This is a genomic window from Ensifer sp. ENS10, assembly GCF_014852025.1.
Taxonomy (GTDB): Bacteria; Pseudomonadota; Alphaproteobacteria; order Rhizobiales; family Rhizobiaceae; genus Ensifer.
In genome coordinates this window covers 1,055,377-1,069,509 of record NZ_JACVAS010000001.1, presented here as the reverse complement: position 1 = coordinate 1,069,509, position 14,133 = coordinate 1,055,377, and the positions used below count along the sequence as shown (strand labels likewise).

General features: G+C 62.5%; 10 protein-coding genes and 2 pseudogenes. 7 read left to right on the top strand and 5 right to left on the bottom strand.

Translation table 11 applies throughout. From position 1 onward, the window contains the following. Nucleotides 1-64: 64 nt before the first annotated feature. Nucleotides 65-373 (bottom strand): annotated as a pseudogene (locus tag IB265_RS05180) (Lrp/AsnC family transcriptional regulator); the annotation flags it as partial. Here IB265_RS05180 and IB265_RS05175 point away from each other — a divergent pair. Further along, nucleotides 372-944, top strand: a pseudogene (locus tag IB265_RS05175) (DMT family transporter); the annotation flags it as partial. The pseudogenes IB265_RS05180 and IB265_RS05175 overlap by 2 nt on opposite strands. Before the next feature lie 79 nt (nt 945-1,023). On the opposite strand, the gene IB265_RS05170 reads toward IB265_RS05175, so the two are convergent. From IB265_RS05170 to IB265_RS05160, 3 genes are all read right to left on the bottom strand, one after another. Then, nucleotides 1,024-1,911, bottom strand: coding sequence for a proline/glycine betaine ABC transporter permease (locus IB265_RS05170; RefSeq protein WP_057252855.1), 888 nt, complete (start codon nt 1,909-1,911; stop codon nt 1,024-1,026). Between the two features lie 111 nt (nt 1,912-2,022). Beyond that, nucleotides 2,023-3,021: an ABC transporter substrate-binding protein gene (locus IB265_RS05165; protein ID WP_057252857.1), complete on the bottom strand. Its 999-nt coding sequence runs from the start codon at nt 3,019-3,021 to the stop codon at nt 2,023-2,025. 326 nt (nt 3,022-3,347) lie between these two features. After that, nucleotides 3,348-5,009 carry an electron transfer flavoprotein-ubiquinone oxidoreductase gene (locus tag IB265_RS05160; RefSeq protein WP_093232129.1) on the bottom strand — a complete coding sequence of 554 codons (1,662 nt, stop codon included), beginning with the start codon at nt 5,007-5,009 and terminating at the stop codon, nt 3,348-3,350. Nucleotides 5,010-5,470: 461 nt separating this feature from the next. On the opposite strand from IB265_RS05160, the gene IB265_RS05155 reads away from it, so the two are divergent. The 5 genes from IB265_RS05155 (at nt 5,471) to IB265_RS05135 (ending at nt 9,836) form a co-directional block, all read left to right on the top strand. Then, the gene (locus IB265_RS05155) at nt 5,471-6,769 is read left to right on the top strand and encodes an Hsp70 family protein (protein ID WP_057250363.1); all 1,299 of its coding nucleotides are present in this window, start codon (nt 5,471-5,473) and stop codon (nt 6,767-6,769) included. 88 nt (nt 6,770-6,857) lie between these two features. After that, nucleotides 6,858-7,757, top strand: a complete 900-nt coding sequence (locus IB265_RS05150) for a uracil-DNA glycosylase family protein (protein ID WP_057251075.1) — start codon at nt 6,858-6,860, stop codon at nt 7,755-7,757. 176 nt (nt 7,758-7,933) lie between these two features. After that, nucleotides 7,934-8,110, top strand: coding sequence for a hypothetical protein (locus IB265_RS05145; protein WP_089043882.1), 177 nt, complete (start codon nt 7,934-7,936; stop codon nt 8,108-8,110). Nucleotides 8,111-8,189: 79 nt separating this feature from the next. Beyond that, the gene (locus IB265_RS05140; RefSeq protein ID WP_093232127.1) at nt 8,190-8,345 is read left to right on the top strand and encodes a hypothetical protein; all 156 of its coding nucleotides are present in this window, start codon (nt 8,190-8,192) and stop codon (nt 8,343-8,345) included. Nucleotides 8,346-8,543: 198 nt separating this feature from the next. Then, complete coding sequence (locus IB265_RS05135) at nt 8,544-9,836, top strand: MFS transporter (RefSeq protein WP_057250365.1); 1,293 nt, start codon at nt 8,544-8,546, stop codon at nt 9,834-9,836. 34 nt (nt 9,837-9,870) lie between these two features. On the opposite strand, the gene IB265_RS05130 is transcribed toward IB265_RS05135, so the two are convergent. Further along, nucleotides 9,871-10,809: a DMT family transporter gene (locus IB265_RS05130; protein WP_057250367.1), complete on the bottom strand. Its 939-nt coding sequence runs from the start codon at nt 10,807-10,809 to the stop codon at nt 9,871-9,873. Between the two features lie 429 nt (nt 10,810-11,238). Between IB265_RS05130 and pepN the strand changes: the two genes are divergently transcribed. Next, complete coding sequence (gene pepN / locus IB265_RS05125) at nt 11,239-13,887, top strand: aminopeptidase N (protein ID WP_057250368.1); 2,649 nt, start codon at nt 11,239-11,241, stop codon at nt 13,885-13,887. Nucleotides 13,888-14,133: the final 246 nt, after the last annotated feature.

The window sequence follows — 14,133 nt, the reverse complement described above, 5'->3', positions numbered from 1 at the left end:
GCCGAAACTTAACGGGAATGGAGCGCGTGCCGGTCGGCGCTCGGAGACCGGTAATGGCAACCGTTCAGCGCGGCTCGGGCAACTTCAGTGGCCCGCCGGTCTTGATCGATCGGATCGCGAAGTTCGAACGGATGTCGGTGACACCCGGCAAGGCAAGCAGCGTCTCGGTCAAGAGCGTCTCGTAAGCCGGGAGATCCTCGACGACGACCTCGGCGAGGAAGTCGGCATTGCCCGAGATCAGGAAACAGGACACCACCTCGGGAATGGCGAGCAGCGCCTCCTGCTGCCGCTGCGCATTCTCGCGGCTGTGCCGTCCCACCTTGATCTCCACGAAGACGGTGAGCCCGAGACCGGCTTCCTTGCGGTCGATATCGATGCCGCTTGCCACCGCCCTGATCGGCATCACGATCTTTGGCGAGCGTCCGGACCGAATGCGGATGGTGGGTTTTGCCGCGATCGTCGCCGGTGTCGCTATCCTGCTGACGCGCAACCTTGCCGTTTCAGTGTCCACAGGGTGGATCGGATACGCGCTGTTGCCCGCAGCGGCCACGCTCTGGGCGATCTACACCCACGCCTTCCGCCGTTCGGGCCTGAGCCCGCTGCAGGGAAGCGCTTTGATTGCGGCCTGGTCGTTCCTGATCCATCTGGCGCTTGCCGCCTGTTTCGGAAGCACGCTTGCCAGCGTTCCGGTCAAGGAGATCGCCCTGCAGATCACCAGCCAGGGCATCCTCTCCGGCCTCATTGCCATGGTCGCCTATGGCTTTGCGGTGAAGAGCCTCGGCGGCACGCAGGCCGCTGCCTTTACGGCGCTGACCCCGGTGCTGGCGATGATCGGCGGCGCGATCCTGCTCGGCGAGCAAATCGGCCCGTTCGAAATGCTGGCCGCAATCGTCACGGCTATCGGCGTGGCGCTTTCGACCGGCATTCTCTCTACCCGCACCTAAACCGAGAAGTTCCCCAATAAGACAATGGCCCCGGCGCGTTTCCGCTCCGGGGCCTTTTCTTTTCCTGAGATCGCTCGGCTCAGCCGTGGATGATCTCCCGATGCTTCTGCAGGCGATGGCCATAGGCCTGGCTGACACGATCGAAGATGATCGCGATGCCGACGATGGCGAGCCCGTTGAAGATGCCGAGCGTGAAATACTGGTTGGCAATCGCCTTCAGCACCGGCTGGCCGAGGCCCTGAACGCCGATCATCGAGGCGATGACCACCATGGCGAGCGCCATCATGATCGTCTGGTTGATGCCCGCCATGATCGTCGGCAGGGCCAGCGGCATCTGCACGTTCTTGAGCTTCTGCCAAGCCGACGAGCCGAATGCATCGGCTGCCTCAAGCACGTCCTTGTCGACAAGGCGGATGCCGAGATTGGTGAGCCGGATCATCGGCGGTATCGCGTAGATGACCACGGCAATCAGTCCTGGAACCTTGCCAATGCCGAGCAGCATCACGACCGGGATCAGATAGACGAAACTCGGCATGGTCTGCATCACATCGAGGATCGGATTGACGATGTTCTGGACCCGGTCCGACCGGGACATGACGATGCCGAGCGGAATGCCGATGGCGATCGACAAAACGGTACAGACGAAGATCATCGAGATCGTCTTCATCGTGTCGTCCCACATGTCGAAGTAGCCGATGAGCAGCAGCGTACCGATGCAGCCGGCGACGATCTTCCAGTTCCGACTCGCCACCCAAGCGATCAGCGCGATCAGCACCAGGATGATCGGCCAGGGCGTCTTCGTCATGAAGCGCTCCGACTGGATGAGGAAGAACTGCAGCGGTTCGAAGAAACCTTCGATTGCGTCGCCATAGGCGCGCGTGAACGACCGGAACCCCTCGTCGATAGCCTTCTTCAGCGCCCGCAGGCTTTCGTCGTCCATATGCGGAAACTGGGTCAACCAGTCCATTCCAATTCCCCTTCACATCTCACCGGCCGCGATTGTTGTTTTGCTGTTGCCGGGGGTCAAACAAAGAGGCGGCGCAAGGATCGCGCCGCCCATGGATTCAATCGGTCGCAATCAGAGCGCGGCCTTGACCTTTTCGGCGACCTCGGGCGAGACCCACTGGGTCCAGATGTCGGGGTTTTCCTGAAGGAAGTGCTTGGCGCCCTCCTCGCCGCTTGCCTGGTTGTCGGTCATCCAGGCCATCAGCTTGTTGACCGTGTCGTTGGTCCAGGCGCGCTTGTTGAGGTAGTCCATGGCCGGGCCGGCGCGATCGGCAAAAGCCTTTGTCACCAGCGTCTGGACCTTGTCCTTCGGCCAGTCGTTCTTCTTCGGGTCCGGGCAGTCGGCAACCGTGTTGCAGCGTTTCCACTCGGCTGCGTCCGCCGCGACCCCATGCCCGAGCTTGACCATCTCGTATTTGCCGAGAAGGGCCGTCGGCGCCCAGTAGTACCCGACCCAGCCCTGCTTGCGCTCATAGGCCTTGGCGATCGAGCCGTCGAGACCGGCGGCCGATCCGGTGTCGACCAGCGTGAAGCCCGCCGCCTCGCCGCCATAGGCCTTGTAGAGCTGCGTCGTCACTACCGTTCCGCCCCAGCCCTGCGGGCCGTTGAAGACGGCGCCCTTGCTGGCGTCTTCCGGATCCGGGAACAGCTCCTTGTGCTTCAGCACGTCGTCGATCGTCTTGATGTCGGGATTGGCGTCAACGATGTATTTCGGGACCCACCAGCCCTGAACGGCGCCATCGGAGAGTGCGACGGCGGCACCGACGAGCTTGCCTTCTTCGAAGCCGCGATTGACGACGTCGGGCAGAAGATCCACCCAGCCTTCCGGCGCGATATCGGGCTGGCCCTTTTCGATCATCGAGGTGATCGTCGGCACGGTATCGCCAACGACGAGCTCGGCGTTGCAGCCATAGCCTTCCGCCAGGATGATCTTGTCGACGCTCGCCAGCACTTCGGCGCTCTGCCAGTTCATATTGGCAATCGTCACATCGCCGCATTCGGCGGCCGAGGCCGCACCTGCAAGGCCAAGAAGGCCGGCGGCCAGGCACGTCGTTGCAAGAAGCTTCTTCATTTCCGTTCCCTTTGTTCTGGCGGTGCATCCCGTCGCACTGCCGATCTCACCGCGGGGATCGGCAGCGTCACAAGGCTCGGTCCAACTCGAAACAACAGGGACCGAAAGGCCTGCGGATTCGTCGGCTTCGAGCCGATGACACCATGAAAGCTAACGGGGTTTGCCGGCAAGGACTTTCCCAATAGCGGCACGGATTGCCTTTTCGATGATCGGACTACCGCTCGACAGGTGCGCGCGAATACAAAAGAGGCGCCGGAGTTCCCTCCGGCGCCTCGAACAATTTCGTTTCCGCGAACCTCGGAGGTCCTGCGGCCGCCATCCAAAGATCACATATTCGGATAGACCGGGCCTTCGCCGCCCTGTGGCGGCACCCAGTTGATGTTCTGGTTCGGGTCCTTGATGTCGCAGGTCTTGCAGTGCACGCAGTTCTGCGCGTTGATGACGAAGACAGGCTTGCCGTCCTTCTCCACCCATTCGTAGACCCCGGCCGGACAGTAGCGCGTCGACGGGCCGGCAAAGACGTCGAGTTCCGACGTGCGCTGCAGCTCCGGATCCTTGACCTGCAGATGGATCGGCTGGTCTTCCTCGTGGTTGGTGTTCGACAGGAACACCGAGGAGAGCCGGTCGAAGGTCAGCACGCCATCGGGCTTCGGGTAATCGATCTTCTGGTGCTGCGCTGCCGGCTCCAGCGACTGGGCATCGGTCTTGCCGTGCTTCAGCGTGCCGAAGAACGAGAAGCCGAACAGCTGGTTGGTCCACATGTCCAAGCCGCCGAGCGCAACGCCGATCGCCGTGCCGAACTTCGACCACAGCGGCTTGACGTTCCTGACCCGCTTCAGGTCCTGGCCGATGGCGCTGTCGCGCCAGCCGCGCTCGATCTCGATCGGCTCGTCATTGGCGCGGCCCGCTTCGATCGCCGCCGCCAGCTTCTCGGCCGCGAGAATGCCCGACAGAACCGCATTGTGGCTGCCCTTGATGCGCGGCACGTTGACGAGACCGGCCGAACAGCCGATCAGCGCGCCGCCGGGGAACGACAGCTTCGGCACCGACTGGTAGCCGCCCTCGGTGATCGCACGGGCGCCATAGGAAAGGCGCTTGCCGCCCTCGAAGGTGCCGCGGATCGCCGGATGGGTCTTGAAGCGCTGGAATTCCTCGAACGGGAAGAGATAGGGGTTCTTGTAATTGAGGTGCACGACGAAGCCGACGGCGACCAGGTTGTCTTCGAGATGGTAGAGGAACGAGCCGCCGCCGGTCTTCATGCCGAGCGGCCAACCGAAGGAGTGCTGCACGAGACCCGGGCGGTGATTCTCCGGCTTCACCTGCCAGAGCTCTTTCAGGCCGATGCCGAATTTCTGGACGTCGCGATCCCTGGAGAGATCGAATTTCGCAATCAGCTGCTTGGCGAGCGAACCGCGCACGCCCTCGCCGATCAGCGTATATTTGCCCAAGAGCGCCATGCCACGGGCGAAGTTCGGTCCCGGTTCGCCGTTGCGCTCGACGCCCATGTCGCCGGTGGCAACGCCGATGACGGCACCTTCGTCGTTATAGAGCACTTCGGTCGCGGCAAAGCCCGGATAGATCTCGACACCCAGGGCTTCCGCATGGCTTGCCAGCCAGCGACAGACATTGCCGAGCGAGACGATATAGTTGCCGTGATTGTTCATCAGCGGCGGCATCATGAAATTCGGCAAGCGGATTGAGCCGGCCGGGCCCAAGAACAGGAAGTGGTCGTCCGTGACCTCGGTCTTGAACGGATGATCCGCCTCGTCGCGCCAGCCCGGCAGCAACCGGTCGATGCCGATCGGATCGACGACGGCGCCCGAGAGGATATGCGCGCCGACTTCGGCGCCCTTTTCCAAGACGACGACCGAAAGCTCCGGATTGACCTGCTTCAGCCGGATCGCCGCCGCAAGACCGGCAGGCCCCGCCCCGACGATGACAACGTCGAACTCCATGCTCTCGCGTTCGGGCAGATCTTGCTCGGTCATACCGTCTCTCCAGTCTCACCGGTCTTCTGCCGGTTCAGTTCCCAGGACATATCATTCCGTCATGGCAAATGCAGTTTGGCTTGTCGAGCCGGGATGCGACAGACGATGCCCGCTTTTGCGCATGAGGTCATGAGTTTAGGGCAAATGTTTATATGACGTGTACGTAAACGTAAATACATCATTTTGTCGCGTGCCGACGCTATGAGCCATTCGGCCTTGCTTTTGCCGAAGAGCCATGCCACGAGGCCGCCGCACTCTTCCGGCGGTCCGCGCCGGCATATCCCATTCGCAAACGGCACTCGACTCGGCGCCCCTCTGGCGCCCGGACGACGTGTCTTTTGCCGACTTCGGGGCCGGCCGCCTGAACATGCGGAGACGGCCCGACAAAATTACATGTTGCGTTGCGCGCCGCCGGCTTGCTCCGGGCGGCGGAGCGACGCCAGACGCAAGGAGACCACCATATGGCCAAGGCACTGGGCTTCGACTTCGGCACCACCAATTCCGTGCTTGCCGTTGCCGCCGGCGATACCACCCACTCGATGCAGTTCGACAGTCTCGCCGGCACGACCGACGCCATGCGCACCGCGCTTTCCTTCATGAAGGACGCCAACCTTGGCGCCCAGGCACTGAAGGTCGAAGCCGGCCAGGCGGCGATCCGCGCCTTCATCGACAATCCGGGCGACTGTCGTTTCCTGCAATCGATCAAAACCTTTGCCGCAAGCCCCCTCTTCCAGGGCACGCAGGTCTTTGCCAAGCGCCACAGCTTCGAGGATCTGATGCGGGTGTTCCTGAACAAGCTGCGCGACTATGCAGGCGACAGCTGGACGGATCAGTATAGCCGCATCGTCGTCGGCCGACCGGTGCATTTCGCCGGCTCCAGCCCTGATCCGGCGCTCGCGCTTGAACGCTATGGCGCAGCCCTCTCGGAATTCGGCTTCCCGGAGGTGCACTACGTCTACGAGCCGGTGGCGGCGGCCTTCTACTTCGCGCAGAACCTGAAGCAGGATGCAACGGTCCTGGTCGCCGATTTCGGCGGCGGCACCACCGACTATTCGCTGATCCGCTTCGAGACCAAGGCAGGGCGGCTGACCGCAACCCCGATCGGTCATTCGGGTGTGGGCATTGCCGGCGACCATTTCGACTTCCGCATCATCGACAACGTCGTCTCGCCGCTGATTGGAAAGGGGAGTCTCTTCAAGAGCTTCGACAAGCTGCTTGAAGTGCCGTCGAATTACTATGCGAATTTCGGCCGCTGGAATCAGCTGTCCATCTTCAAGACGTTGAAAGATTTCACGGATCTGAAAAAGCTCGTGCGCCAGAGCCTCGAGCCGGAAAAGCTCGAAGCCTTCGTCGACCTGATCGAACATGACGAGGGCTATCCGCTCTACAACGCGATTTCGGCGACGAAGATGCGGCTGTCGCAGGAAGACGAGACCGAATTCTATTTCGCCCCGCTCGGCGAAATGTCGCGCCGCACCGTTCGCCGCAGCGACTTCGAAGGCTGGATCGCGCCGGAACTGGCCCGCATCGAGGGCGCACTCGACGACGTGCTGCAGTCGACCGCAACGGCGCCCGGGTCGATCGACAAGGTGTTCTTGACCGGCGGCACGTCTTTCGTTCCAGCGGTGCGCGGCATCTTCGAGCGGCGCTTCGAGGCCGACCGTATCGAAAGCGGCGGCGAACTGCTGTCGATCGCCCACGGCCTGGCGTTGATCGGCGAGCACGAGGACATTGCCCATTGGACGGCCAATGCGGCGTAAGCCGGACGTCATCGATGACCTTGGATAGGCATGCCGTGGGCCGGAAAAGCGGTTCCGGTCCGACGGCTTATGGGTTAGGTTGGCGGCCATGATTTCCGCCCACGATCTCTCTCCGGCGCAGCTTGCCGCCCTCCTCGCCTTCCATGCGGATGCGGGCGTCGAATGGCTGCTGGAAGAGGAGCCGGTCGACCGCTTCGCCGAGTTCGAGGCAATGAAGGCGGCGCGCGGCAACGCGCGCGCGCCGGCGGCCAACAGCCGTGCGGAGACGGCCGCTTCGCAAGCGCCGGCGCGCCAGACAGCGGCAGCGGCGGCCCCCGCCTCCGCTCCATCCCGCGAAAGCCGTGCACCGGCTCCAGCCGCGAGCGCCCCTGCTGTTGCCATTCCCGATGCGCAGGCGATCGAAGAGGCGCGCTTTGCCGCCGAATCAGCCCGATCGCTCGTCGAGCTCAGGGTTGCGATGGAGGGTTTTGCCGGCTGCAATCTCCGGAACAGCGCCCGCAACCTCGTCTTTGCCGAGGGCGACCCGGCAAGCGGCATCATGATCGTCGGCCCGATGCCCTATGCCGACTGCGATCGCGACGGCCAGCCGTTCGCAGGCCGGCTCGGCGAGATGCTGACCCGCATGCTCGCCGGCATCGGCTTGGCGCGCGAAAGCGTACTGCTCAGCAACGTCGTGCCCTGGCGCCCGCCGGGCAACCGCGTGCCGACGGCGCGCGAAGCCGACATCTGCCGTCCCTTCATCGAACGGCAAATCGCCCTTGCCGAGCCCAAACATCTGCTTTTGCTCGGCAATTTCACCGCCCGCTTCTTCTTCGGCGGCAACGACACGATCCACCAGCTTCGTGGCGAATGGCGGGAGCTTTCGATCGGCGGCATCACGGTGCCGACGCTCGCAACGTTGCACCCGCAGGATCTGATGACGGCGCCCGTCAACAAGCGCTTCGCCTGGCAGGACCTGCTTGCCTTCAAGGCCCGGGTCCAAGGCTGATTCTCGCCGAATTACGGTGCGCCCATGCGGCGCCAACCTGCCTGCCCGCTTTATGAACAAAGAATGAAGAAAGCCATGCGGTTTGCGCATATCAGCGGCGCATTATGACGCATTGCAAAATGAGATGTTGCAGCGCAATATACTGGCACGGGAGGAATGGAATAAGGAATTGAGCCATGACTGCCCGCTTTCGTCCGATCCACAGCAGCTTTGAGACGCTCCGCCACACCGGCGCTGCTTACCGGACGCCGTTCAACCGCTTCGGCACGGCAGCCAACGAGCAGATGACCGCGATCGGCCTTGCCCGGACCACCCGTCCAGCGCAGATTTTCGCCGATTTCATTCAGCGCTGATCCCCACGCGATACGCTTGAGCGCGTATCGCGTGCACAAGTCGCCATGATTGGCCGACGACGAAGAAAGGAACGCAACCATGACCAAGCCCATCGTTAGCCTCAAGGTCCTGTTCGATTCGATCTCCGACATCGGTACTGCCGTGCGTGCCTCGCGCGAATACACCATTCTCAGCACCAAGAAGGATGCACGCCGCGCCCATCGCGTGGCCGTGAGCCCGCTGCTGCCGAACTGATCGCTGCCGGCAAAGAGGCCTAACGCCTTTTTGCCATCGCCTGTCGCAATCGACAGCGCCTGAAAAACTGGATAGAGCCACACTCGCTTTGACCTTGGAGTGTCGGGCTCGTCCGGTATCCGCCAGACCGTCCTCGCTCCACCTGCGCTTGCCTGCCGTCGCCGTCGATGGAGGGGCGCCTTGTTTTCAGGAGCGCCGATGCTGGCCAGCCTCGCTTCCGTCCTCAGCCTGATGGTGTCGACCCTGCTCATGATGGTCGCCTTCGGCCTTCAGAGCTATGTCATCCCGGTGCGCTCGGTCGCCGAGGACTGGTCGACGCTGACGGTTTCGATCATCGCCACCGGCTACACGGTCGGCTTCACGCTCTCCTGCGTCGTCACGCCCAAATTCGTGTTGCGCGTCGGCCATGTGCGCGTCTTCACGGCACTGATCACGCTGCTGTCGATCGCAATTCTGCTCTGCGGCCTCATTGTCGACTGGCGCGCCTGGATCGCGTTTCGCGCCATATCGGGCTTTGCGATTTCCGGAAGCTACCTCGTCATCGAAAGCTGGCTCAACGAGCGCGTCACCAACGAAAACCGCGGGCTGCTGTTTTCGCTCTACCTGATCACGACGATGGTCGGCACGATCGGCGGACAATATATGGTGCCGCTCGGCGACCCGACGAACACATCCCTGTTCATGCTCTGCGCCGTGCTGTTTTCCCTCGCCCTCCTGCCGACGGCCCTCTCCTCCTCGCCGATGCCCGCACCGCCCGCGCAGGCCAAGTTCGACATCCCGACGCTCTTCCGCCGCTCGCCGGTCGCCGTCGTCGGTGGCTTTCTGGCCGGTGCGCTCTCCGGCGCCTGGCTCAATCTCGGCGGCGTCTTCACCCAGAAGATCGGTCTTTCCACGGCCGAAGGTGCAACCCTGCTCGCCTCGCTTTTGACCGGCAGCGCGATCTCGCAGATCCCCATCGGCCGCCTCTCCGACAAGATCGACCGGCGTATCGTCATGATCGGCTGCGGCGTCGTCGGCGTCGTCTCCTGCCTGGCGATGTCGGCAGCAATCGGCAGTTCACCGGCTGTGCTCTACCTGGTCGCCGCTCTCGTCGGGTCGGTTCTGTTTCCGATCTATGCGCTCAACGTCGCGCATGCGAACGACCTCGCCAAACCCAAAGAATATGTCGAGACATCGTCCGGCCTAATGATCACCTATGGGCTCGGCACGATCTCCGGTCCTCTGATGGTCGGTCCGGTCATGGATCGCTTCGGCCCGGCGGCGCTGTTCCTCGTTCTCGCTGTCTATTTCGCCCTCTATGGCGGCTACGCCGCCTGGCGCATCCTGCAGCGCGAGCAGCACAAGGGCCTGGTCGCCAAGACCGATTTCCAGGCAACGAGCGTCATGCCGACACCCGGACCTGACGTGACGAGCCCCATCGCCCAGCAGATGGCGCAGGAACCGCTGATCGATGACGACACGGTTCCTGCCTGGGATAAGCCGCGCTCATAAAGGCCACCGACAGAAGCGAACTCGCGCTTCGTCCTCAGCCCTGCGGCGTCACGTGCTTGCGGGCGCCCCTGCGCTCCAGCCCGAGCCGATGTTCGCGGAAGATGATGAAGATGCCGGCCCCGACGACGATGGCGGTGCCGATCAGCATGGTGGCCGTCGGAACATCGTCGAACAGAAAATAACCGATGATCAAGCCGAGCACGATCGACGTGTATTCGAACGGCGCGATCGTCGACATGTCGGCATGACGATAGCTCTCAGTCAAAAGGATCTGCGCGACGCCGCCGCAGAAGCCGGCGACCATAAGCAGCAGGAAGGCTTCGCGCGAGATCGACGGCCAGCCGAAGGGCAGCGTCGCCAGCGAGAAGACCGAGGCCGACAGCGAGAAGTAGAGCACGATCGTATGGGTCCGCTCGTTCTTGACGAGCTTTCGCACCAGCACCATTGCCACCGCGCCGAGAGCCGCCGAAACCAGCACCGCTGCGGCGCCCAGCGCCTCCAGCGAACCGAAGCCGCCTTCGCGGAAAAGGGTCAGCCGCGGCCACGTGATGATCATCACGCCGACCAGCCCGATGACCACCGCCGACCAGCGATAAAGCCGCACCGTCTCGCCAAGGAAAAGTGCCGCGAAGGCGACGGCGATCAGCGGCATGGCGTAGCCGATGGCGATCGCTTCGGGCAGCGGCAGATGCACGAGGCCGTAGAAGCCGAAGCTCATTGCGAGAATGCCGACGAAGCCGCGGGCGATATGGCCGGTGAAATCCTCTGTCTTGAAAGCATCGCGCAACTGTCCGCGGAAGGCGAGATAGCCGAGAATGGGCACCATGGCGAAGGCCGAGCGGTAGAAGGTGATCTGGCCGGTGGCCATCTCGTTTCCGGCGGCCTTGATCAACGTCGACATGCAAACGAAAATGACGACGGAAAGGACCTTGAGCAGGATCCCCTTCATCGGGCTTTCGACTTCCGCATCCATTGAGGGCACTTTTCGAACAGCCTCCGCCGGCGATCAGCAGACACGAGGGCTGGTTTGGAGATTTTTAGGCGGAGAAACCGCCATAGGACTTCGTCACCTTAGCGACGCTCGGCAAGAAAGTCGGATCAAACTTCGTGATGAATGACGTTTTTTCTTGATCGATTGCCGTTCGGCAAAACGACGTCGAGCTTTTCTTTAGCTGCCGCGAAAAAAACCTTTCCAATTCATGTCTTGTTAGTCCCACTTCGGTACACGTCAATCCGATAAGGGAGCGGGAAGACCTTCGGGAAGCCATGCCTTTTCTGTCGAAAGTGCGGTCGCCGGCATCACAATCGTGTGGCATTATCCGACTTTTCGCCCCTTGGCCTTTTCACCATCACAGGCGCCCACTACAAATTCTCCAGTAGAACGGCGCAAGCGGGACTGACCATGCGGACAAATACTGGCCAGATTATTCATCTGGAAGACTATCGGCCGACCGACTTCGTTCTGGAGAGAGTGGATCTGACCTTCGAGCTAGACCCGAAGGAAACCAAGGTCGAAGCCCGATTGATCTTCCATCGTCGCGAAGGCGTCGACGCATCGGCGCCTCTGTTGCTCGACGGTGACGAGTTGAAGATGACCGGCCTGCTGCTGGACCAGGAAGAGCTCGCAACCGCCCTCTACGACGTTGCCGACGATACGCTGACCATCCGCGGCCTACCGGAAACCGCACCCTTCGAAATCACCATCACCACGCTGCTTTCGCCTGATACGAACACGCAACTGATGGGGCTTTACCGCACCAACGGCATCTACAGCACCCAGTGCGAGGCCGAAGGCTTCCGCCGCATCACCTATGTCCCCGATCGTCCGGATGTGCTTGCCGTCTACACGGTCAACATCATCGCCGACAAGGCGTCCGCTCCCCTCCTGCTGTCCAACGGCAACTATCTCGGCGGCGCCGACATGGGCGACGGCCGCCATTTCGCCGCCTGGTTCGACCCGCATCCGAAGCCGAGCTACCTCTTCGCGCTCGTCGCCGGCGATCTCGGCGTCGTCGAGGATACGTTCACGACGATGTCCGGCCGCGAAGTCGCGCTGAAGATCTATGTCGAGCACGGCAAGGAGCCACGCGCCTCCTACGCCATGGACGCGCTCAAGCGCTCGATGAAGTGGGACGAAGATGCCTTCGGCCGTGAATACGACCTCGACATCTTCATGATCGTCGCCGTCTCCGACTTCAACATGGGGGCGATGGAGAACAAGGGTCTCAACGTCTTCAACGACAAATACGTGCTCGCCGATCCGGAAACGGCGACCGATGCGGACTACGCCAATATCGAGGCGATCATCGCGCACGAATACTTCCACAACTGGACCGGCAACCGCATCACCTGCCGCGACTGGTTCCAGCTGTGCCTCAAGGAAGGCCTGACGGTTTACCGCGACCACGAATTTTCCGCCGACATGCGCTCGCGTGCGGTCAAGCGCATTGCCGAGGTGCGGCACCTGAAGTCGGAGCAGTTTCCCGAGGACGCCGGCCCGCTGGCCCATCCGGTGCGGCCGACGAAGTATCGCGAAATCAACAACTTCTATACGACGACCGTCTACGAAAAGGGCTCGGAAGTCACCCGCATGATCGCGACGATCCTCGGCCGCGATCTGTTCAAGAAGGGCATGGACCTCTATTTCGACCGGCACGACGGCCAGGCCGTCACGATCGAAGATTTCGTCGCCTGCTTCGAAGAGGCAAGCGGCCGAGATCTCCGCCAATTCGCGCTCTGGTACCACCAGGCCGGAACGCCGCTGGTCACCGCTTCTGGCGCCTATGACGCGGCCAAGCAGACCTTCACCTTGTCGCTCGAGCAGACCGTGCCAGCGACGCCAGGACAGGGCGCCAAGGAGGCGATGCATATTCCGCTGCGCATGGGTCTGCTGCTTGAAGGCGGCAGCGAAGTCGACCTCTCCTCGGTCTCCGGCGCCGACTTGACCGGCGACGTCCTGCACCTCACGGAGCGCAAGCAGACGGTGGTTTTCTCCGGCATCCCGTCGCGCCCGGTGCCGTCGTTCAACCGCGGCTTCTCCGCGCCGATCAATCTGCATATCGAGCAGAGCGCCGAGGACCTCGCACTAATCGCGCATCACGAAAGCGACCTCTTCGCCCGCTGGCAGGCGCTCAACGCCATTGCGCTCAGCAACCTGGTCGAGGCCACGGCGAATGTCCGCGCCGGAAAGCCGGTCGTTTGCGACACGGCGCTCATCGACGGCCTGGTCCGTGCGGCCGCGGATGACACGCTGGAGCCCGCCTTCCGCTCGCAGGCGCTGGCGCTGCCGAGCGAATCCGATATCGCCCGCGAGATCGGCACGAACAACGATCCCGACGCGATCCACGCCGCACGTCAGCAGATCCTGGTGGCCGTTGCCGCTGCCGGACGCAACACCTTCCTCAAGTTGGCCGAAGACCTCGTTTCGTCAGGCGCGTTCAGCCCGGATGCTGCGAGTGCAGGCCGGCGGGCGCTGCGCAACAGCGCCCTCACCTACCTCGTCCAGGGCGATGAAGGGCCGGAGCGCGCCGCCAAGGCCTTTGCCGCCGCCAACAACATGACCGATCTCAGCCATGCGCTGGCGCTGCTCGCGCACCGCTTTCCGGATGCCGCCGAGACCTCGGAAGCGCTTGCGACGTTCCGCAAGCGTTTTGCCGACAACGCACTCGTCATCGACAAGTGGTTCGCCGTCCAGGCGACGATCCCCGGCGCCGCAACGCTCGATCGCGTCAAGGCGCTGATGGCCGAGCCCCTGTTCAATGGCAACAATCCCAACCGCGTGCGCTCGCTGGTGGGCACCTATGCCTTCGCCAACCCGACCGGCTTCAATCGCGCCGATGGTGAGGGCTACCGCTTCCTCGCGCGCCAGATCCTCGACATCGACCCGCGCAACCCGCAGCTTGCGGCCCGTATCCTCACCTCGATGCGTTCCTGGCGCTCGCTGGAGGACAAGCGCGCCGGTCATGCCCGCAAGGCCTTGAAGGAGATTGCCGGAGCGTCGAAACTTTCGGCCGACGTCGGCGACATCGTCGAGCGGATGCTCAAGGCCTGAGTCCTAGAGCATCCGGCTTCAAGTGGAATCACTGCTCTAGAATCAAAGTGCTGGAGCGTCCTTTGTGCGTTCATCTGAACGCACTGCGCTCTGGAACTCATTGATTTTGTTTAGGGCCGGGCCGCTCACGCGACCCGGCCTACTATTTCCCAACGATAAGAAATGGTTAACAAATCTTTACCAACGCCTCTGGACAAGGCGAATCGCCCTGTGATTCATTGAGTCAGATTCGGGCGAGCGGCGCGC

Coding starts and splice junctions, on each gene's coding strand:
- IB265_RS05170 (WP_057252855.1), bottom strand. CDS start 1,911: ATGGACTGGTTGACCCAGTTTCCGCATATGGACGACGAAAGCCTGCGG.
- IB265_RS05165 (WP_057252857.1), bottom strand. CDS start 3,021: ATGAAGAAGCTTCTTGCAACGACGTGCCTGGCCGCCGGCCTTCTTGGC.
- IB265_RS05160 (WP_093232129.1), bottom strand. CDS start 5,009: ATGACCGAGCAAGATCTGCCCGAACGCGAGAGCATGGAGTTCGACGTT.
- IB265_RS05155 (WP_057250363.1), top strand. CDS start 5,471: ATGGCCAAGGCACTGGGCTTCGACTTCGGCACCACCAATTCCGTGCTT.
- IB265_RS05150 (WP_057251075.1), top strand. CDS start 6,858: ATGATTTCCGCCCACGATCTCTCTCCGGCGCAGCTTGCCGCCCTCCTC.
- IB265_RS05145 (WP_089043882.1), top strand. CDS start 7,934: ATGACTGCCCGCTTTCGTCCGATCCACAGCAGCTTTGAGACGCTCCGC.
- IB265_RS05140 (WP_093232127.1), top strand. CDS start 8,190: ATGACCAAGCCCATCGTTAGCCTCAAGGTCCTGTTCGATTCGATCTCC.
- IB265_RS05135 (WP_057250365.1), top strand. CDS start 8,544: ATGCTGGCCAGCCTCGCTTCCGTCCTCAGCCTGATGGTGTCGACCCTG.
- IB265_RS05130 (WP_057250367.1), bottom strand. CDS start 10,809: ATGGATGCGGAAGTCGAAAGCCCGATGAAGGGGATCCTGCTCAAGGTC.
- pepN (WP_057250368.1), top strand. CDS start 11,239: ATGCGGACAAATACTGGCCAGATTATTCATCTGGAAGACTATCGGCCG.